Below are 23090 nucleotides of genomic sequence, written 5' to 3'. Positions count from 1 at the left end.
AGAACATAATACAGTCTTTCCTCAGTGAAAAAGACTGGCTATTCCTTGACAGCCAGTCTTTTATAAGAGAGTCTCTACCTAAGTACGCTTTTTACCCTAAGTCTCCCCTCAGATTTGGCATCTGACGAATGGCATTTCCCTATTCCATATCCAAATAATAATTTACTCGACAAAGGCTCTAAGAGAGATACATGCTCAGCATACAAATCTGCATCACTCAAGTTACTTCACTAATAGACAACTTAAAATAGTTACTAACCATCAAGTTGACAAGAGATTGAGCACTACAATCAATAGCATTGACAGCATTTGACCTTCAAATCAGGCATCTATCAAAGTATCTTAAACATCCTTATTGCACGCCTTAAAACTATTCACTAGCATTCTTTAAAAAATCATCTAATGTCTGTAGAATAGTCTCAAGCTGATGTCGTTGATCTTGATTGAGCTGTTGCTCAACCCTATTTATCTGTTGAGCGACAACTTTTAGTTGATGACCAAGAGAGGCTGAAGCTTGTTTAATCGGTTCAGATACTTCTGCTCTTAATGCTTTCACCCTCTGCTGCACCCACCGAAATGATGTAGACTCTCGGTTTAAGATCTCCTCCAGCAATGCCTGACGCACTGTTGTATCCTTAAGCTTATGCATCTCTAAAGCAATTGACCACGAGATTTGTCCTTTCAGGTGAGCTTGAATCAGTTCATTCGGTAGGAAAAGACTACGCAAGTTTCGGGTTCGAAACGTTTGTAGTTCAATATCAAAGGACCGCAGCACTGCTTCAATATTTTGCAATTCTTGGCTTGGTGCAACGTCACACCGGGAACGTTTATCCGGATGCCCTTCTGTTCGTATAATTTTAGAGGCTTGAGCTTGACTGAGTCCATAACGCATCTCGATCAATCGCAAGATGGCCATAGTTTCCTCTAATTTGCTGAGATCAACTCGTTTAATGTTCTCAATCAGCGAAAACTGTAACGCCTCTTCATCACTAAACTGATTTACCAAACAGAGAACTTTTTTAATCCCTGCTTTTTTAGCAGCTCGCCAACGACGTTCCCCTGCAATCAGCTCATATCGCTCAGTATCTAACGGTCTAACATTAAGTATCCCCTTAAAGCCATTCTCTCTAAAATTCTTGGCCAGGCTATCGATTTCCGACTCATCAAAATACTGACGCGGTTGCAATGTTCCAGATTGAATATTCGCAACAGCTATCCACTGCTCCATAGACACATTATCTAATCGTCTTTCATTTAAGCATTGTTTGTCACCCTCAATTTCCCTCTGACTTTCAACAATAGGGAATATGAGACTATCACTCTGTCCATCGGGTAGCTGAACAGTAGAACTCGTAGATAAAGTATTTAGATCGTCTTTAAGCATTTTTCGGTTTCCTGGCTGGCCATCGTTAGGTTTTCATTGATTTCAAGAACAACGCCATGGTGAAAGATGTGCACTCTACTCACCAAAATTGCTAAAGTAAAATACAAACTCTGATAACTCACATCCCCAATATGCCGAATAGTGAGAGCAGAAAAAATACCGATAAGTTGAGGTTTATTCAGGTAAAAGTTCAGGTAAAAGTTCAGGTTTATTAAGTAATTAGAGGGATGAGTGACTGCAATCATGACGCCAGATTGCTCAGATCACCGTTTTCTCCGGACAGCTGTGCAGTTCATCACTGGTCCTAGCCGTTTCTAAACTTGACTCCATTATGGCCGGGTCAAGCCAACTGCCATAGTAAAGCTTCAATGGGTCCTGGAGAGGAATTAGTTATGTTCTTTCTTACCCGATCGGATTGACGCATCTCCTTGTATTTCAGGTGCTTTTACCTCTGATGTATGTAAGAGAATGAGTTTTTATGAAGGGTTCCTTATATACCTTATACATTTCGATACAATATCATCGAGTTTCGAATTCCTCAGGGTGTCCATAGGCAAAATCACATTGAACCAATTCTCACAATGATGGGCAAGTCACGCACTATAAAGGGTAACTTCAGTAAACTCCTTGGTTGGAAAATATTGAGCACAGTGCTCACCTTACAAAAGGTCATGATTGACTTTAGAGGTGCATCTGAAAACCAGAATAGCAACATGTCAAGATCCCAGAAATCACCCCATATCAAGGATCAGCAACACTCAGAAAAATTGAAACAGTTGTTAATTCTTAGCTTTTGTAGTCTCTTACCAACAAGGCCAGCATTAGCTCAACTGATTCCTGATGCCACTACAAATACCCAGATTCAGCCCAACGTTAATGTGAGAGGCTTGCCATCGGATTTAATCGAGGGGGGCACGATCCGTAGCGATAATCTTTTCCATAGCTTTCAAGAATTTAACATTGCCCCTGGTCAGGCAGTTTACTTTGCCAATCCACTGGATATCAGTAACATTTTCTCACGAATCACTGGACAAAACACCTCTAGTATTGACGGCACGTTAGGGGTTCTGGGCAGTGCCAATCTCTTTTTACTGAATCCTAACGGCATTATCTTTGGACCCAGTGCCAGTCTAGATATTCCTGGCTCCTTTACAGCTAGTACGGCAGAGGCATTTACCTTTGGTGATGATGTCGAATTTAGTGCGACCAATCCTCAAGCGCCGCCTTTGCTCACATTAAGTGTTACCCCAGGAGTTCAGCTGGGTCAGGGGGATATTACCAATGCCGGTAGTCTGGCAGTACCAACCGGACAAACGCTCACGTTGCAAGGACGCAACATTACCCACACAGGTGATCTCATGGTTCCTGGTGGCACGGTAGGGCTATTTGGTGAAACAGTAGGGGTACTGGATAGCGCGCTGATTGATGTCTCGGAGAGCAACGGAGGGGGCACCGTTTTAATTGGTGGGCTCTTACAAGGTGCGAATCCAGAACTCAATGCTCAACGCACATTTATTGGTCCTAACACTCGCATTATTGCCAATGCCCTGCAATCTGGTAACGGTGGTACGGTTGCCATCTGGTCCGATCAGGTGACGGGTTTTTATGGCGATATTACGGCTCGTGGCGCTAATAACCCAGTACAGTTCTCTAATGGCGGGTTTGTAGAAGTGTCCAGTGGCGGCCATTTAATCTTTCGTGGCGCTGTCGATACAACCGCACCCTTTGGTCAAACGGGCATTTTGTTGCTAGACCCCACTACGATTACCATTGCCAACGGTACAGCCGATAGTGCAGCAGACGGAACAGATAGCTTTGCAGGGAATGCCTCTGGGTTGGCAGGGCAGGTCTTAAGTGCTCCCCTAAGCGCGATTAATGATGTCAGTCCCAGCACGATTTTTGAATCTGAGCTGGAAGGTCTGTCTGGGGATACCGATGTTATTTTGCAAGCAACCGATGGCATTACGGTTGAAGATTTAGCGGATGACCAACTGCGTTTTTCCAATGGAACAGGTCGCATCGCCTTTATTGCCGATGCTAATGGAGATGGCATTGGGGATGTGGTGATGCTGGATTTACAAGATACTTTAGCGACCAATGGTAGAGATTTGACTATCTCTGGAGCCAACTTTTTGCTCGGCAACATCGACACATCCACCTTATCTGAAGAGATAACGGTGGATGTTGATGCCGGAGGCCCAATTCCAGCCACAGGTACATCGGGGTCTGCCCAGTTTAGCTTTACTGTTCCTGACGGAGTCGGCACTGTAGATGATCTGGATGTTCGATTTTCTGCTGCCCACACCTTTGATGCAGATTTAACGGTAACGCTAACAAGTCCTGATGATGACTCACTGATCCTCTTTGATAGAGTGGGGGGTAACGGTGATAATTTTCAAGATACGCTTTTCGATGATGATGCACCCGGTTCCATTAATGATGGAACGGCACCCTTTATTGGCACCCTTAGGCCCAACGAAGACTTAGATCTGTTTGCCGGAAACGTAGCCGACGGGGTTTGGATTTTAGATATTGTTGATAATGTTGGCGGAGACTCTGGCGAGCTGTTTCAAGCTGGAGATGTGGCCCCTTGGGGGGAAGCGGCTGGCACACAATTGTTGTTTGCTATTTTGACTGAAGGTAACGGTGGTGCGTTAGAGCTTAGATCGACGGGAGATATTTTAGCCAATGATATTACAACTTCTGGAGTGGGTGCCGAGGGCCAAGGCGGCTCAGTGGTGATTGATGCCGGTGGAACATTGTCATTGACCAATATTCATACATCTGCCAATGGTGGCGGTGGAGATATTGCGATCGCAAGTCAAGGCAATATCTCCATCAATGATTTCAACACCGTTGCCCAGACATTTGGCGGGATAGGCGATGTAGTTGGTGGAGATAGTGGAAATATTACGATTGCGGGTCAGGGGAACGTTGCCATTGGAAATGGTAATACCTCTATGCAGACATTTGGGGGTACTGACAATGTGTTTGGTGGAGATAGTGGAAATATTGAGATTTCAGCTCAGGGTAGCATCCTTACAGGCGACTTAACCACAGGAGCTACCACGTTTTCTAGTAATGCTGACAATGTTGTTGAGGGCAGGGGAGGAAATATTACTCTGTCAACCGCCCTGGGTAATATTTCTGCGAACCGATTAGACACATACGCCCAGGGCATGTCTGGCAACACCTTAACCGGTGCAGATAGTGGAGATATCATCCTGTCATCTACATCTGGAGATATTCAAGTCTCATCCCTGGGCACCTTTTCCAATGACTTTGCTTCTGGGGATATCATTGATATTGGCGAGCGTGGCGACATTACCATTACAACAACCTCTGGGAATGTTGATATCTCAAATATTGTTTCAAGACTCCTCGCCACTGGAAATAATATAACAGGTGGAGGCGGGGGCGATCTTTCAGTGTCAACTATCTCTGGCGATGTGACCCTTGGCAGTATGACTGCAATATCACAGGTATATGGCGATAACGTTACAGGTGGCTTTGGCGGTAACATTACCATTGCCTCAGATTCCGGTAACCTTGATATTGGCCCCCTATCATCAGATTCCCGGGTCAGGAGTAGTTCCTCTAACAGTGCTGGAGGAACGGGAGGGGACGTTAGGCTCTCAACGGGGACGGGAACTATCTCTAGCGATGATATCATCACCTCCAGTAATGGAGCAGGGGGGCAAGGCGGAGCCGTTGTTATTGAAGGTGAGCTGTTGTCATTAGCCAATATTGATACCTCTGCCAGTGGCGACGGGGGAGATATTGAGATCGCAAGCCAAAGCGGCGTTACAACAGGTGATTTAATTACTGAGGCTCGAACATTAGGTGGATCGGCCAATGTTGTTGGGGGAGATGGGGGAGATATTACGATCGCAAGTCAAGGAAATCTCTTAACAGGTGATTTAACCACCTCTGTAATAACATTTTCTAGTGGTGACAATATCGTCGCAGGATCGGGAGGCAATATTGCCTTGTCCACCACCTCAGGTGATATTTTGACAGGCACATTAACCACGGATACCAATTCCACAGGGGGTAACCTGACAGCGGGAGAGGGGGGAGATATCACCCTATCCACCACCTCTGGCAACATCCAAATCCCATCCATATTAACCATTTCCCGCGCTATTGCTGATGATGATATCGTCACTGGAAACGGTGGTGATATTGCCATTACAACCACTTCTGGGAATATCGATATCTCAAATGCTAATGCAAGAACAATAGCTGGGGGAGATAATGCAACGGGTGGCAGCGGGGGTGATTTTTTTGTTTCCACTCTCTCCGGTGATGTAACCCTTGGGAGCATTACGTCAACGTCAAATATATCAGGAGAGACTGTTTCAGGTGGCTCTGGAGGCAACCTGAATGTTTTCACAAACTCCGGCAATATTGATGTAGGTGGCGTATCTTTAAATTCCACAACCAGTAATAGTAGTTCTTCGAGTGCTGTAGTTTCTGGAGGGACAGGGGGAGACATTCTGCTCTCAACCGTGACTGGCAATATCTCTAGCAGGTCTTTGCAAGCCACGACAATCATAAGTGGAAATACGGAGAATTTGATTGCCGGTACTGGAGGGCAGGTTGAAATTGCTAGCGAGGCAGGTACTATCAATCTCCAAACTATTAATACGTCTACATCACAAAGCTCATCAACGGGGACATTAATGGGAGGTCGCGGTGGTGATATTTCAATTACAAATAGAACTGGAGATATCCTTGTCACATCCGGCTTAGAAACCAGTTCAAATACGTCTTCTTCTGCTCAAACAGCCCCAACAATTGTGGGGGGAGATGGGGGAAATATCTCAATTACTAACGATGTTGGCGACATTACAACTCAGGTTCTGCGGACGTTTGCCAGTACATCTTCTTCAACCGGAAGTACCCAGGGAGGCGATGGAGGAAGTATTACGCTATCGTCCAACTCTGGAGATATTACCGTTACTGATTCTATAAGTACGTTCGCATCTCTCAATGCTGCCGACAGTGATGATGCAGTTGGAGGCGATGGAGGCGATCTGTCTATATTCTCCAACAGTGGTGAGATCGATCTGAATGTTCCGATATCCACCTTCTCGTTCTCAGAAGCAGGAGCATCAGGTAATGGGGGAGATATCTCTCTGATTACAGAACAAGGTAATATTTTAGGCACCAATGTGCTAACTGGTGAGGCGCTCTCCCTACGTTCATTTTCCATTTCTGAAAATGCGGCAGGGAGCGGTAGTGGGGGCCAGGTCATCCTGTCGGCTCAGGATTTGATTTCAGGTTTAGATATTTTGACGGTTTCTTCCCAAGGTCAGGCAGGAAACTTGTTAGTGAATGGCACTGGTGATCTGCTGTTAGATAATGTTGATCTCATCACCAGTGCCACAGTCTCCGTGAATATTGGTTCTGGTCCACCGCTGATTATTGAAATTGATGGGATTGGAGAATCGGGAGATGTCGATATTATTGGCAATGGCGATCTAACCTTGGGTAATAGCAGCATTATCAGTAGTGCCCAGGGCATCCGCGATGCAGGGGATGTACGCATTACCAGTCCAGGATTGATCACGATTCAAGACGAGACTCAGATTTCTAGCAATACGGTGAGTTCAGGTGCCGCTGGGGATATTTCGATTAATTCAGATACAGAGATTTTGGTTACAGGGGACAACACATTTTTGTCAGCAGTGACCGATGCCCAGGGCAGTGCGGGGAATATTTTGCTCAATGCACCCCAATTAACTCTGGCAGACAATGCTCGGATTACGGCCACAGCAACCGCCACAGCGACGGGTATTGAGGGCAGCGGCAGTATCACCCTAAATGCCTCTAGCATGGATTTGGCAGGTGAAGTGGGAGTTTTTGCTGAAACAGAAGGGCAGACACCGGCTGGTACATTGACTCTACAGCCGTTTGATACAAACTTTGGACAGGGGGCTGCTGTGTTAGATCCTGAGTTAAGTATTCTTCTAGCACCTGGTGCCAACATTTCTGCCTCGACATCTGGACAGGGACAGGGGGGAAGTTTACAGGTATTTGCGCCAGAAGCGATTACCATTGCCGGTCCCGGAAGATTGGCCGTTGAATCTAGGGGCGTAGGGGATGCTGGAGATATTGAGATTGAAACACAGCAGCTGACGCTGACCGATGATGTAGAGATCTCTGCCTCCACCTTTGGTACATTGCCTCTTCCCAATACGGGGACGTCTGGCTTTAGTAGTCCGGGGGATGCGGGAGATATCAGGGTGAATGTCGATACGGCCAACATTACGAACGGGGCAACCATTCAGACAAATACTGAAGGAATTGGCAATGCGGGCTCGATTGACGTCAATGTCAGCGATACTTTGAGACTGAATGGGGGTGCGATCGCAGCCAACACCACGACAACATCCACCGGTCGCGGTGGCAACATTAATGTAACGGCTAACACCGCCCGATTGAGTAATGGCAGCATTACCGTTAATAGCCAGGGCGCAGGGCAAGGAGGCGATATCTCCGTTGATGCCGATTTGCTCTCTCTGCGAAATCAATCGGACATTAGTGCCACCACCGCCAGTACCGACGGCGGCAACATCAGCATTCAAGCAGAAGATGCCCTGATCCTGGCCGATCGCAGTGAAATTAATGCCACAGCTGGTACAGCGGCTGCCGGGGGAGATGGCGGAAATATCGACATCAACGCCCAATTTATTGTTGCGCTGCGGGAAGGTCAAAACCGGATTACGGCTGAAGCGTTTCAGGGTAACGGCGGTAATATCAACATTGTTACCATTGCCTTGCTAGGTACAGAGGTGCTCGATATTTCCGCCTCTTCCCAGTTTGGCTTAGATGGTGAAGTCTCCATTAATTCCCCCAATCTTGATCCAGCTAGAGGCTTAACCCAGCTGCCCACTAATCTGACCGACGCCAGTAATCAAATTGCCAATGCCTGCGCTATTGATCAACAGGGTCAAGCCCAATTTGTTGTCACTGGCCGTGGCGGTTTACCCACAACACCCGCCAGTCTGGCCACCAGCTTTTATCTACTATCTGACCTAGGCGTTCGTCAGATACCCGTCATTTCACAAACACCCCAGCCCAAAGAAGTGAAGTTTGGGAACCCCCATGAAAATGTTGTCGAGCCCGCCAATAGTGTGAATCATCTGCTGCAACAAGCCGCCCGTGCCTACCATCAGGCGGACTATGTACAGGCGATTCATCAATGGCAACAGGCGGCAATCCAAGTCAGCTCAGGCAATGATCCTTCAACCTATGCAGCGATCCTCAGCAATCTTTCCCTGGCCTATGCTCAGCTAGGGGATTGGCAGCGGGCAAATGCCGCCATCGTGGCCAGCCAGCAGCTCCTAACCCCTGATGTGGTTACCCCCCAACTGCTGGCTCAGGTTTTGAATGCCCGTGCCAGCCTTAACCTGGGTCAGGGAAATACACAAATGGCCATCACCGACTGGCAACAGGCCGCCGCTATCTATGACCATATTGGCGATCGTTCAGGATACCAGCAGGCTCAGCTGAATCAGGTTCAAGTACTGCAATCAAGAGGGTTGTACCGTCAGGCTCAAGCTCAGCTACAAGACATTTGGGCATCGTTAGAGAACGAGCCCCCATCATCTGAAAAAGCAATCCTACTGTTGACATGGGGCAATAGCCTACGCATCAGTGGCGAACTATCCCAGGCAAAATCCACCCTGGAAACTGCGCTGGCCATCGCCCAACAACTCAATCAGCCAGGGTTAACGAGTCGGATCTTACTTAATCTGGGACATGCTACCCAGGCTGATCAAGCCCTTGCCTATTATCAACAGGCATTTGCGATCGCACCCACTGCACTCAGTCGTTTTCAAGCCAGTATTAGCCAGCTTCGATTGCAGGCCAATCAAGACCCCGCAGCTGCCCAGCATCTTTGGGCCAATCTCAAACCCACACTCCAGCAATCTCAGCTGCCCACTAGCCATGAGGCCATGTATGCCCAATTAAACCTGGTTCACACCGTCTTGAACTCTAGCCTTGAGCCGGTACCGGCTCATCTCTTGTCTCTGCTCGATCAGATTGCTCAACAGTCTCAGATCCTGCAAGATCCAATTGCGGAAGCTTACACCCTGGGTTATCAGGGAGAGATTTACCGTCAACAACAACAGTGGCAACAAGCCGAAGCTTTGACACAAAAAGCATTCCGTCAGGCCCAAACCCTACAACTCCCAGAAGTGATATATCCTGTTGCTCTGCAGCTAGGTCGGTTGCACAAAACTCAAGGTAAACGTGCCCAAGCCATCGATGCCTATGGGGCCGCCATTGATGCACTAGAAATTTTACGCAAAGACCTGATCGCCACCAGCGATGATGTTCAATTCACGTTTCGAGATGATGTAGAACCGATTTATCGGGAATTTGTCAAACTCTTATTGTCAGACAACACCAGCCATTCTCCCCAAGAAAACGATCTAAGGAAGGCCAGAGAACTGATTGAGGCACTACAGGTCGCTGAAATTAATGACTATTTCCAAGACGCCTGTGTGCAGGGATCGTCTACCTTTGCTGACGAAATTGACCCAGCGGCGGCCGTTATTTATCCAATTCTGTTGGAGGAGCGCCTTGACGTTATTATTAGCGTTGGCGGTAATCTAACGCATTACAGTCAGCCCGTTTCTTCTCACGAAGTAGAAACAACCATTCAACAACTGCTCGGATCGTTGACATCGCCTATTCGAGCGAGACGCACCAGCACTACTCAACAGCTACAGCAAGTCTACGATTGGATAATCCGTCCAGCAGAAGCCGATTTAGAACAACAAAATATTGAAAACCTTGTATTTGTGGCAGATGGCGTTTTACGCACATTACCACTGACAACTCTCCATGATGGAGAACACTATCTGATTGAAAAGTATAATGTTGTTCTTTCTCCAGGCTTAAGTCTATTAGACCCACAGCCTTTGCCACAGCAGGGCCTAAACATGTTGGTGGGTGGACTCAGTGAGGCTCGCTCTGGCTTCCCCGCTCTACCCTTTGTCCCAGAAGAGGTCCAGGACGTCACGGCGCAAATTCCAAATAATCAAGTCTTACTCAATCAGACCCTAACTCAGCCTAATTTGCTGAACAGCCTCAAAACAGCCCCAGCCAATGTGGTGCATTTGGCTACCCATGGAGAATTTGGGGCAACAGCTGAAGACACATTTATCTTGACTTGGGAAGGAAAACTCACCATGGAGGAAATGAGCCATGTGCTACGGGCACGAAATAGTAGTGACCTATCCCCGGTAGAGCTATTGGTCTTTAGTGCTTGTAAAACAGCATCCGGCGATAGTCGAGCTGTCTTAGGGATTGCTGGTACAGCCATTCGTTCTGGGGTACGCAGTACCTTAGCCGGACTATGGGCCATTAATGATCAAGCCGCCGCTGCCTTTATGGGTGAGTTTTACCAGGCGTTGGCACAGCCAGGAGTGACTAAGGCAGAAGCCTTTAGACAGGCACAGTTAACCTTGATGCAAGATCCAGAGTTAGCCTCTCCCTACTTCTGGAGTCCGTTTGTCCTGGTAGGGAACTGGCTATAGGCTGCTGTGTCTAAGGACGATGCAGATACATTAACCCAAATAGACCCATACCCAAGACAGCGGCTGTGCCCATAGGTTCAGGCACAGATTGAGTTGCAGGCTCAGAAACCGTAGGCATTACAGATTGAGTAACAGCGGGCAGCACAGGGGGCGTAACAGGAGGTGTAACCACAGGAGTGGGAATCACATCGGCTGCTGGGCTGTTAAACCCTCTGATCGCAATAACAACATCATTAAAATCACGATCATTGCGACGACCTATGCGATCTTCAAATCCCAAGAGTAAAAATTCACCTGATTTATAGCTAGCGATATGGGCTTCACCATCAGGATTTTTACTAGCATCCATACCAAACAGGTTGCCATCAGCCTGTAAGAAGAAATCGACAACGGTACCGTTAGGCATTGCCCCCAAACTCTTTCCCTGGCCAAGCGATAAGGGGCCATCGGCCTCAGGGATTAAGCTATAGGGGGAGGCAATATCATTCCAAATAGTATTTAAATGATGGCCAGCATCTGTTGAATAGAACAGCTGGCTCCTAATAGCAGCTCCTTCATTAATAAAGAAGACTTCAATGTTATCTACCCCAGTCTCCCAGGTAACATCGTCCAGACTGACAGGGTTAAGGGCGGCATCACTAATGGCACTTCCCTCTTGATTGGTGGCCAGTCGATTAAATAATGACCATTGAGCATAGCTGAGCCCATAGCGATGGCCTAGCTGTTGCTCATAGGCCACTTTAGAAAGACTGGCAGCCTCTGCACCTGGGGTAAATACTGTGGCTGCCATCAGCGCAGCACAACATGATGTGAAGACCTGTGTAAACTTTATACTCATTAATTTTTTCCCGCAGCGACGATAGTGGATTGTGCGATATATCCACTATCGCCAATGGCAACAACAGAAAAAATCCCGGTTTATTCAGGTTTATTCAGGAAAAAAGCAGATTTATTCAGGTGTTGGGAAAGAAAAAGCGAGTATGGAACTATCCACACTCGCTTTAATCGCCCATAGAAAACTCAACTCGATGCCAGGTTGATCTTTTGCAGATAGTTAAAGACAACTAGAACCATGACAACACCAGTATCTATAGCGAAACTAGCTATAGCAAAACTTGTCTTGGTCAATCGGTTAAACAAACTGCGCCTGGGCAACAGATATGTTGGCATCTTGAACAAAACCAATCAAATCTGGTTGGTCATCGAGTCCTACATAGCTGATTTGCGTGCCTGCCCCCAGACCGTTAAAGTCCTCGACAAAGGTAAAGTCGTAGCTCTGGTTGGACACAGAAGACAGATCCTGAAGTTGAATCTGATCTGGACCACGTCCAAAATCAGTGATCACAGCCAGATCAGCATCACCCATACCCTGATAGAAAACATGTTTGTCGTTCCCCAGTACGAAGGTATCTCTACCATTACCGCCCGTTAAAATATCAAATTCACCTTTTCCTGGATTGCGTGAAGGTTGATCAACGCCCGAGAGCCTATCTGGAGCGTTGCCTCCATTGAGAATATCGTCTCCAGATGTTCCGGTCAGGATATCTTTCCCATTGCCCCCGTTTTGGGTCTTGCCAACTCGTACTTTGACCGTTCCAGTGTCCAGAAGTTCACCGTCACTGACTGTGTAATCGAACGTAGCAACACCGCTAAATCTTTTATTAGTCGAAGTGTAAATAATATTGCCGTCATCATTCAGAGTCACTGTGCCAACTGTCTTGCCATTCCTACTGACGGCATTTGCTGTCACTCCAGTGATCAACAGGGCATCACCGTTAGCATCGGTATCATTCGCCAAGAGAGTTGATGCCAGGATAGTCTTAGGATTGTTGAGGCTTTGATTAGCCGTTGCAATATCGTCAACAGCGACGGGAGATTCATTACTAGGACCACTAATGGCAATGTTCAGATTGACAGTGGCCGTATCGATTGCACCGGTCCCATCAGCAATTGTATAGGTAAAGCTATCCTCTACAACCCCATTTCCCAAGGAGCTATCAGGAGTATAGATAAAGCTACCATCACTATTGAGGGTTAAATTACCAAAGTCTAGCTGTATTGGGTTTCCGATCAGCGTATCATTGTCATTGGCAGCAATGATTGTAAGGGACGTGCCCTCAAAGTCAAAATCGGAACCCTGGCCATTATCCGATAGCACATTACCCGCAAACGAGTCAGTACTGGTTAAGGCAAAGACATCATCGACGGCAATGGGGATAAGATTAGTCGCAATTGACTCAATTTGGGTATCGAGATTGGTGCCAGTATTTTCAGTAATCACATCATCAAAAGTTTTGGTCCCAACAACAGCAGCCTCCAGGTCATTGGCGACTTGATTTTGGGTAACTTGCTGGGCCTGAAAGATGTTGACTACTGCATCCTGAGGAGAGTTATTGGTTGCCGTAGTTAAGATTGCTCCCGTACTGGCCGCAATCACCTCACTGATGGCAGTACTATTGTTGCTAACAGTGTCTAAATCGAGCGAAAGATCCTGATTTTTAAGGTTGGTGACCGTTGCCTCAAGGATAGTCTTCACCGTATCAACATCACCCAAGTCAACAGCATTTCCGGCTTCTGCCTCAGGTTGGATCACCTCAAGGGCTGTCATGGCAGTCGTGAGCTGCAGCGTCATGGGTGACTTATCTGGTAACGCCCCTGACAGGGTCTCCCCAGTCTGGACAATCAGGGTTTGCAAAGACACCAAATCAGCTAATACCTCAGCTCCCACGGCATCACCATTGGCCGCAGCCGAGAGCGGGTTAAAGTTGGTTAGATCGAGAGAATCGGGCAGGTCAAACGCCGTCTTGATCAGAGCTTGTGATTCTGCCGAAAGCAGCCCCACATTACTAAAACCGTCTCCTAGGGTGAGGTTGCGAAAGTCGAACCCTGAGTCATTAACACTGAGGTTAAAGTCTGCAATTGCATCTGGAGTGCCCCCTACGGTGGGATCATCAACAAAAACATTAATGTTGAATTCAGACTGGACATCAAAATCCAGGTTAGTGCCAGCGGCTAGAAATAATTCAGTACCCTCGATTTCAAAATTAGCGGCATCAGCCCCTGTGAGCCCAAGCGTGTTGGTGCCTAAATCATCATCGGTAACATTAATATCGGCAACCTTAATGCGAGTGGTCGTATCTGTGTCTTCCCGTAAAGCAGCAGTACGATTGGTCAAAGTTACTGCACTGGGAGCTTGATTAATGCTACCAATGACTAAATCATTGTTAGCACTCAGAGATCCTGCCTCTCCTGGAGTAGGTAACGTCAAATCAGGAATATCGGGAGACTCAATGATGCCGATAGATCCTTCACTGAGATCAAAAGCTGTTGTTGAGAAATAGTCTAAGTCAGAGCTGACATCTCCAGCCTGAACAGTATAGGTGAATTGTAATGTGTTGGATCCATTTCTGCCGCTGAAGTTAGCAAATCGATCGGTAGTGCCAGTCTCCAATAAAAGTCGTGGGTTTCCATTTACAAATAAGTTAGGGTTGTCAAACTCAACATTAATGGTAATGATATCGCCCACTGTATAGGCTTGATTGGAGTTAGGTGAGCTGACATTGATGATTTGAGCCATCTTTGAAATTTTCCCTGAAAGAACAACTTGGGTAGAATGCCTAAACCACATCCAGGTTGAAACCTGCAGTTTCTTTTAGATCAAAACGACCACTTTAGGCCTGAAAAATATTTGATACAACATCATAAACAATCATCAGAATTGATGATTGTTGCAGAATTTATCTGCTAACTGTTATTGCATTATCTTTGGCCTGTTTCGTTATTAAAAAAACTACCAATGAGTGTAATAAAGGGCATAGAAGGGACTAGTAAGTCTTGTCCCCGTTTGGACATCTTCAATATCGCTAAAATCTTTAACAGAAACCATCCTGAAACATTCAGATTTATTCAGGTAATTGTTCAGGTTTATTCAGGTGCTGAAAGAAACAGTATTGTAACTGTCCTAAAAGAACTCAAACACAACTTATAGCCCAACCCTAGACTAGGGAAACATACATAGAACTGAGTTTATTGTTTTTAGTCAGATACCATCGTCGATATCCTTACTCTTTAAGAACTACCGATATTTTTACCTGAACAATCCTGAATGCTGCAGGATTGTTCAGGTAAATATTCAGATTTATTCAGGTTTTGGAAGAATCGGTGATTGTAATCATGGCAAGAGATTGATGCAGAGCACAATTTTTGCTCAGTGTGAGTTTAGGCCTTATTACCGAGTCTGCATTACTCATCTCGGTGCAACGATGCACCGAACTCGTTTATTTCATATTTTCTCCAACCGTGAAGCACCTGACTGTAATACTTCTTTAAAGTCCTAAGATTTATCTGAGATAATCAGATAGATGGATAATCGACCTAAAACTCCTACAGTTTTGAAACAATGTTTGGACTAAAGCCCTTACTACATAAATTACTCTTGAGTCAAGATTGCGCTAATGTACCGGTCATTACTCTACAGCTGCTATTGCTGGTTATCTGTATCTTACTCCCCCAAAAGCCAGGGTTAGCTCAAATTGTGCCCGATAGTACCTTGCCAAATCCTTCGACTGTTCCAACTGGAGCTGATTCAGGCACTTTACCTAATGTCTTAATCGAGGGAGGGACGCAGAGCAACACCACATTGTTTCATAGCTTTGATCAATTCAACGTTAACCTCAATCAGGAAGTGCGATTTGCTAATCCAGCTGATGTTGAAAATATTTTTTCCCGAGTGACTGGAGGACGGCTATCTAATATTAATGGCTTGTTAGGGGTTAATGGCGTAGCCAATCTATTTTTCTTAAACCCAAATGGTGTAGTGTTTGGCCCTGACGCCGAATTAAATCTAAATGGCTCCCTGGTGGTGTCTACTGCTGATCAGTTTCTCTTCCCAGGTGGTAATAGCTTTAGTGCCGTTAATCCACAGGCTCCCCCAATACTAACCCTGAGTACCCCCATCGGACTACAGTTTGGAGCTAATCCGCAAGCCATTACGGTAGATGGAGCATCGCTCAGGACGCGGACAGGGCATCCATTGGCCTTAGTCGGTGGAGATGTTACTGCCATTAATGGGGCAGACTTTAGAGTGCAGGGAGGACGAGTGGTGTTGGGGGGACTATCTGGCCCAGGTACGTTAACCCTAAACCTTGATGCAGTGGAGTCTGAGGATGTTGTTAGCCTTCAAACTGGTGTGAATCGGGCAAATGTCACCTTGGATGATGCCAGAATTTCCAACCAGTTTGAAGGGAATGGAGACATTCTCATTACCGCCCAAAACATCACTCTGACAGCGAGTGTCTTAGAAACTGGTATCAGAGATAATTCAGGTACACCTGAAAGTCAAACTGGTGAGATTATCTTAGATGCGACTGGAGATATTCAAATTATTCAGAATTCTAAAATTGTTAATGAGTTTAGGAATAACTCTTTAGGTAATGGTGGGGATATTACCATCAGAGCAAATAATCTTAATGTGAGCGATCGCAGCGATATTTCTACACAGACTCCTCGCAGTGGCAGAGCAGGCGATATTTTAATTGATGTCGAGAATCGTATTCTGGTGCAGGGGGGAGAAGAACTCGACGATCGACGTCGCGGGAATAGCGCTGGCAATCCAAAGCCTGATAGAAGCAGACCTGAAAGGTCGCAGCGAGCACCCAGAACGTTGATTGATTCAGGCTCTCGAGCTAACGAGTCAGGTGCGCCAGGTAATATTACTCTCCTGGCTCAGGAGATAATTTTAGAGGGCGAGGCGCGGGTTTCAATTAATCATGATGGTCCGGTTCGAGGCGGGGATATCACCTTTGAGAGTGACTCTTTTCAACTGCTATCAAGTGCCTCGGTTAATAGCGTCGCCAATGGTACAGCCCGAGCAGGTGATGTGAATATCCGAGCTAGCAGCATTCTGCTTGAAGATCAGGCTCGCCTTCGAGGTCTGGGTGATGGTACACCTGGAATTGATTCTACTGTGGGTAACGGTGGCCGGAATGCAATAGGCGGGACAGTAAACATTACCACAGATAATTTAACCGTTATCGGGGTAAGGATTGGTGCTACGGTTCTGGGTGAGGGCCAGGGTGGAGCGGTGGTGATTAACGCTAGCGATACCGTCACTCTGACTACAACCGAAGCCTCTGGCAGAACCTCAATTGCCAGCGCAGTGCGGGAGAGCAGTCCGTCAGGAACAGGTGGTGATATTTTAGTTAATGCTCGACGTCTGATTGTTGAAAACGGCTCTGCTATTGACGCTGGTGTGGCAGAACCTGAGGCTGATATCAATGGACCTCGCATTAGTGGCACCATTACCTTGAATATTGAAGAAGATATTGTTTTGCAAGGAACACTGCCGGACGGTCAGCCCAGTCGCATTCTCACCCAGCTCAGCCAGAATGCGACTGGAGCAGGGGCGGACATTGTGATTGACACGGCTGAACTGAGCCTGGCAGACGGTGGTCAAATTTCAGCGGCCACCTTGGGGAATGGTCCGGGAGGTAATGTCATAATCCGGGCTAGTGAGAGAATTACATTAGCGGGCTCAAATGCTCAAATCGAACTATCTGCAGAAGAAGAGTCTAACTTTGTTGCTAATGATAAGGGTTTACCTAGTGGTATCTTTGCTAACTCACCAGGAATGGGCGATGCAGGGGATATTGAGATTGAAACTCCTGAACTGGTGTTGCGCGATCGCGCCCAGATTTCTGTTAGCAGCGAAACTTCAGGGGAGTCCGGAAACATTGGGGTGACGGCCAACAATATTGTGTTAGATAGTGGCTTTTTGAGTGCGGATGCGATCGCAGGTGAAGCAGCCAACATTACCCTGAATGTTGAAGACACACTCCGATTACGTAACGGCAGCCAGATTTCCACCAATGCCAGAGAGGATGCTAATGGGGGCAATATATCCATTTCGAACCCGAATGCAGTTTTGCTCCGGGATGAGTCCCGCATCTCTGCCGAAAATCCAGGAGGTACGGGTAATGGCGGGAATATTAGCATCCAAACCGACTTTTTTGTAGCGGCTCCCGAAGGTCTGAATCAAATCATTGCCAATGCCGATCGGGGTGATGGTGGGAATATCAACATCATTGCCAATTCTCTCTTAGGAACAGAATTTCGAGAGTTTTCTGCGTCTTCACGATTTGGTGTAGACGGTGACGTTGAGATTGACTCGCCCAATCTTGATCCAGCTAGGGGTACCACCGAACTGCCGGCAAACCTGGCCGATGCCAGCAACCAAATTGCCAACGCCTGCTCCATCGATCGACAAGGACAAGCTCAATTTGTAGCAACCGGGCGCGGCGGTTTGCCCATCACACCGACCAGTCAGCCCACAGGCATTTCCCCATTACCCGACCTCGGCAGACTGACTACTGACCAAACACCACAAACCAATGCAACTCTCCAAGAAGCCCAGGCATGGTCTGTCGCTTCGAATGGTGACATTCGCCTAACAACAGGTTCTTCCTCTGAGACTAGTTTTCTCAATGCACTTTTGCAGGAAGCTGCCCAAGCCTACTATCAAACTGACTACACAGAAGCCGCCACCCTATGGAGTCAAACTGCAACTATCCTTACCCAAGGGGATGACGCATTAACCTATGCATCTACCCTCAGTAATCTAGCGCTTGTCTACCATCAACTAGGCGACTGGCAGCAGGCAGATGCTGCTATGAGCGCCAGCCAACAACTGTTAACTTCCGACAACGCCACCCCCCAGATCATTGCCCAAATTCTCAATACTCGTGCCAATCTACACCTCAGCAAAGGTAATGCCCAGGCGGCCATTACCGATTGGCAACAGGCGGCAGATAGCTATCGTAACGCTGAGGATATTGTCGGTTATCTCCAAGCACGGCTAAATCAGGCGCAGGCATTACAGTCTCTCGGCCTATATCGTCAGGCCCAACCACTGCTGGCTACAATTACTAATAGCCTCGCGGAGCAGCCCCCCTCCCTCCTCAAAGCTACTGCTTTACTCACCCTCGGAAACGGTTTACGCAATAGTGGTGACACTATCCAAGCAACGCAAACATTGGAAGCAGCCCTGGCCATTGCCCAAAACCTGAAACAACCTGCTCTTGTTAGCCAAATTTTACTGAATCTAGGCCACACGAATCCAACCAGCCCTGACCAAGCCGTTGCCTATTACCAAAAAGCCTTGGAGATAGCTCCCACGGCCCTCGATCAGCTACAGGCCAGTGTAAGTCAGTTTCAACTACTGGTAACGCAAGAACCCAAAGCAGCGCAGCAACTTTGGGCTGATCTAGAACCGACGCTCCAACTGTCAAATCTCCCTGCCAGCAGAGAGAGTATTTACGCTCAGCTATATCTCATCCATACTTTATTGCAACACAGTCTATCTTCCGGTGCCTCTGAGAGTTTAACCACGTTACTCAATCGTACAAATCAGCAAGCGTTATCGTTACAAGATACTGTTGCTCAGACCTACCTGCTCGGCTATCAGGGAGACTTCTATGGGAAAAAACAACAGTGGGATAAAGCTGAAGCATTCACTCAAAAAGCATTTCGCCAGGCCCAAACACTCCAAGCCCCCGAAGTGATATATCCTGTGGCTTTACAACTAGGGCGTCTGCAAAAAGCCCAAGGAAAACGTGCCCAAGCCATTACTGCTTACAATGCTGCCATTGAGGCTCTGGAAATTCTACGGAAAGATCTGATCGCTAGTAGCGATGATGTCCAGTTCACGTTCCGGGATGATATTGAGCCCATTTATCGCGAGTTTGTCAAACTTCTACTCCAGACAAATGGCAGTCACTCTCCTATGAAAGACGAGTTGAGACACGCTAGGCAACTCATCGAGAACTTGCAGGTCGCTGAAGTCAATGACTATTTCCAGGATGCCTGTATCCAAGGGTCTCCTGTATTGGCGGATGAAGTGGATCCAACCGCCGCCATCATCTACCCCATTCTCCTCAATGACCAGCTTGATGTCATCATCAGCGTGGGTGATGATATTCAACATTACAGTCAATCCGTTGCTTCTGCAGAGATTGAAAAAACGGTTCGACAATTACTTAGCTCGTTCACATCGCCCATTCGGGCAGGACGACCTCACACCACTGACCAGCTTAAACAGGTTTATGATTGGATCCTGGGTCCCGCAGAGGACTATCTCGCTCAGCAAAACATTGAAAGCCTGGTCTTTGTCGCTGATGGTGTCTTGCGCACATTACCCCTGACCACATTGCATGACGGTGAGCAATATCTGATCGAGAAATACAATGTCGTTCTCTCACCTGGGCTGAGTCTCTTAGAGCCACGTCCTCTACAGCGACAAGGGTTAGCAATGCTGGCTGGGGGTCTAAGTGAAGCTCGCTCTGGTTTTTCTGCCTTACCTTTTGTGCCTGATGAACTGCAACAGGTCACCACACAAATTCCTAACAACCAGGTGCTGTTCAACCAAGCACTGACTAAGACCAATCTTCTTAACAGCCTCAAAACAGCCCCAGCAGGTGTGGTGCACCTTGCCACCCATGGCGAGTTTGGATCAACCGTCGAGGATACGTTTATTCTCACCTGGGATGAAAAGCTTACCATGGAGGAAATGAGTCGAGTTTTGCAAGCTCGAAACCGCAGCGACCTCTCCCCAGTAGAGTTATTGGTGTTTAGTGCTTGTAAAACCGCAGCGGGTGATAGTCGAGCGGTGCTAGGCATTGCAGGTACGGCGATCCGTTCTGGGGTGCGCAGCACTTTAGCTGGACTATGGGCCATTAATGACCAGGCCGCAGCCACCTTTATGGCTGAGTTTTATAAGGCCCTGGCTCAACCGGAGACTACTAAAGCCGAAGCATTTCGTCAGGCGCAGCTAGCCCTTATGCAAGACCCGCAGTTAGCCTCTCCCTATTTCTGGAGTCCTTTTGTTCTGGTAGGTAACTGGTTATGATAGTTCCTTTGGCTGCTTGAGTTACTTACTGATCGTTGAAGACTTGAGGTAGATTCAATCCTTAGTAGTTGTAAGTTGTTGAGAAGTTCATCGGTCAGAATATCAACGATGATATCACCACCACATTCAAGAAATCCCCGAATTGCGTCTGGAAGCCGTGCGATCGCACGCTAGCGTACATCCTCGATCATAGGAAAACGCTTAAGCCGTTCAGAGTTTTGCACAGATGCCACTGTGTTTGGCATGGTTGAAGGTATTGACTGCATTAGGCTACCTCCAATTTTTGGGGGGCAGATTTCCCAAATTTTAGGCAACATTTTGCCATTATTTCTAGGGCTCAATAGCTGTTTTAGGGAGGTTGCTAAATCCAAGATGAGCAGGATAATGTCATGAAATAAAGCCCCCGTCAGCCTACCTATGCTAACGCTTTCTAAGTTAATCGATGAGGACACGAGAGCCTGAATGGTTTCTGTTAAACTGAAGAAGAGCTAAGGCGTTACTACGAATAGGTGACAGCTTCCCTAGCATTAGGCCTGATTACAGTTCGAGGTTATCTCCGCTGGGCTAACCGACATGGCAGTGTAATGGTTTTGAATAACTTTGTTTGTATGTTCGGGACTGGAGAAAAAATAGGGTATGCAAATCTCCGGACGGGGATAAACCCGTGCCACTACCAGAAATAGATAATCATTGAGAGATGCCTCACTGTGGCGGGTTTGTTACCCTTTTCCTCTATTCAAACAAGGTACACTCATCCAAATCTCTTCTGTCTCATAAAATTCTCCCCGCTGTTCCAACTGAAACCCTCCGAGCAGTGCCGCGATCCAAACTTCTACCAACGGCATCCGTAACTGCTGCTGTAGTTCTATTAACCGTTGAGGGGCCAACTTGCGTTTAGCTGAAATGGCAGCAATCCAAGCTGATACGTCCTCGGAATGAGCAACCGACAACGCCTGTTTCTTAGTTTCCTCAAAGGTCAGCTCATCCACCAGCGCCAGGATCGCTTTTTTATCCACGTCAACCACTAAAGACCCACCATCAGAAATATCGTCTGGCTGTTGTGCAGAATAATTATCTGACCGCCGCACTAACTCAGAAAAGTCTATCTCCTGAGTCTGCCGCGTTAATCCTCGCAGCCAGTCCCCATCCATCACAGGTCCATCACTATTATTTGCATCCTGCCAGTCCTCCCAAAGAACTTCGGACTTTGCCTCACATATCTCCGCCAACTGCGCCAATACGTCCCCACCCATCCGCAACTGCTCTCGCCAGGGCAACTCTGCCATCACTCTCTCAAACTGCTGCCACAGCTCTAAAATATTCGCCTCCTCTGGCATATCCACCGCCTCCTCAAAGGCATCCCCGAGGTCCAGCTCTAGCTGACGCACATCAATCATCCACTACCCCACCAGAGTCAAAACTTTCTTTCAAGGGACAATCCTTAAGGGGACACTCGATGGGCTCCAATCGAATCTCATTGGAAAAGTGAGTTATCCCAAAACGTTCTTTCAGATAGGGCATTACCTTCTGTTCCATGTAGCGTTCTAGCTGACGCTTACGGTATCCGGCGCAGTGGATGGGCTCTACTTCTAAAACTTTTTGACCGTTTTGGATAACGGTAGCTGCGATCGCATGGACCGGCGCATCCTTCCGCTTTTCCCGCCAAATATACAAATTTGCATAGGGCAACGAACTCGCCACCACCTCTAACGAAATTCGCTCCACCCCATCATCTGCCCTGGCTGCAGCCACCTGCTGGCGATACTCCACCCGCCGCTTTTCATTCAAACCTTGCCGATTCCGATAGTGAGACCGTCGCCGATGACATCGCTTTTCCACCCAGCAACCATCACCAGACGCCCCATGGAGCTGCCTGGCCATGGCCACACTCAACTGAGCACAAGCCACACATTTTGGGTTAATCCGTCGTGCCATCTGCCACCCAACACCAAGAAATCGACAAAACGCTCTAGTTTCAAGCTTCATGATAGCTCAAATTCAGCAGATTATTTTTAGTGTAAGTTTTTGCGTAATCTATAAAAAGGGGGTTAGTTTGGGTAAAATTTCTATCACAGGGAGATACCCACGCTAGATGGGGTGTTTCGTCCTGCGGGTTGTTTCAAATAGGGGGAGTTGGCAATGGCTCGTGACATTCCTGAGCCCACTTTTATTGAGTTTGGCCAGATTGCTCAGGCACCGGTGCGGGTGACCGAGGATTTGGGCTGGCAGCGGGTGGTGGAGTTTTTGC

General features: G+C 47.3%; 7 protein-coding genes. 2 read left to right on the top strand and 5 right to left on the bottom strand.

Annotation, left to right across the window (positions count from 1 at the left end; translation table 11 throughout):
• Window positions 1-370: 370 nt before the first annotated feature.
• Entirely contained in the window at window positions 371-1384 is a 1014-nt protein-coding gene (locus SPB21_RS32605; protein ID WP_499869193.1) for a ParB/RepB/Spo0J family partition protein, read from the bottom strand.
• A 671-nt stretch (window positions 1385-2055) separates the two neighbouring features.
• On the opposite strand from SPB21_RS32605, the gene SPB21_RS32600 reads away from it, so the two are divergent.
• Complete coding sequence (locus tag SPB21_RS32600; protein WP_499869191.1) at window positions 2056-10941, top strand: CHAT domain-containing protein; 8886 nt, start codon at window positions 2056-2058, stop codon at window positions 10939-10941.
• 10 nt (window positions 10942-10951) lie between these two features.
• On the opposite strand, the gene SPB21_RS32595 is transcribed toward SPB21_RS32600, so the two are convergent.
• Both SPB21_RS32595 and SPB21_RS32590 read right to left on the bottom strand, forming a co-directional pair.
• Window positions 10952-11731 carry a DUF4114 domain-containing protein gene (locus SPB21_RS32595; RefSeq protein ID WP_163698968.1) on the bottom strand — a complete coding sequence of 260 codons (780 nt, stop codon included), beginning with the start codon at window positions 11729-11731 and terminating at the stop codon, window positions 10952-10954.
• 342 nt (window positions 11732-12073) lie between these two features.
• Entirely contained in the window at window positions 12074-14518 is a 2445-nt protein-coding gene (locus SPB21_RS32590) for a cadherin-like domain-containing protein (protein ID WP_499869189.1), read from the bottom strand.
• Window positions 14519-15340: 822 nt separating this feature from the next.
• Between SPB21_RS32590 and SPB21_RS32585 the strand changes: the two genes are divergently transcribed.
• Window positions 15341-20842: a CHAT domain-containing protein gene (locus SPB21_RS32585; RefSeq protein WP_499869187.1), complete on the top strand. Its 5502-nt coding sequence runs from the start codon at window positions 15341-15343 to the stop codon at window positions 20840-20842.
• 719 nt (window positions 20843-21561) lie between these two features.
• Here SPB21_RS32585 and SPB21_RS32580 read toward each other — a convergent pair.
• Together SPB21_RS32580 and SPB21_RS32575 are read right to left on the bottom strand one after the other, a co-directional pair.
• On the bottom strand, window positions 21562-22239 hold the full coding sequence (locus SPB21_RS32580) for a hypothetical protein (protein ID WP_163659712.1): 678 nt from the start codon (window positions 22237-22239) through the stop codon (window positions 21562-21564).
• A complete protein-coding gene (locus SPB21_RS32575) occupies window positions 22232-22828 on the bottom strand; it encodes a hypothetical protein (protein WP_499869185.1) in 597 nt (198 codons plus the stop codon). Before SPB21_RS32575 ends, SPB21_RS32580 begins: the two co-directional genes overlap by 8 nt.
• Window positions 22829-23090: the final 262 nt, after the last annotated feature.

This window comes from Leptothoe sp. ISB3NOV94-8A (assembly GCF_043421595.1).
Classification (GTDB): domain Bacteria; phylum Cyanobacteriota; class Cyanobacteriia; order Phormidesmidales; family Phormidesmidaceae; genus Leptothoe; species Leptothoe turfae.
This window is presented reverse-complemented; position numbering and strand designations above follow the sequence as displayed.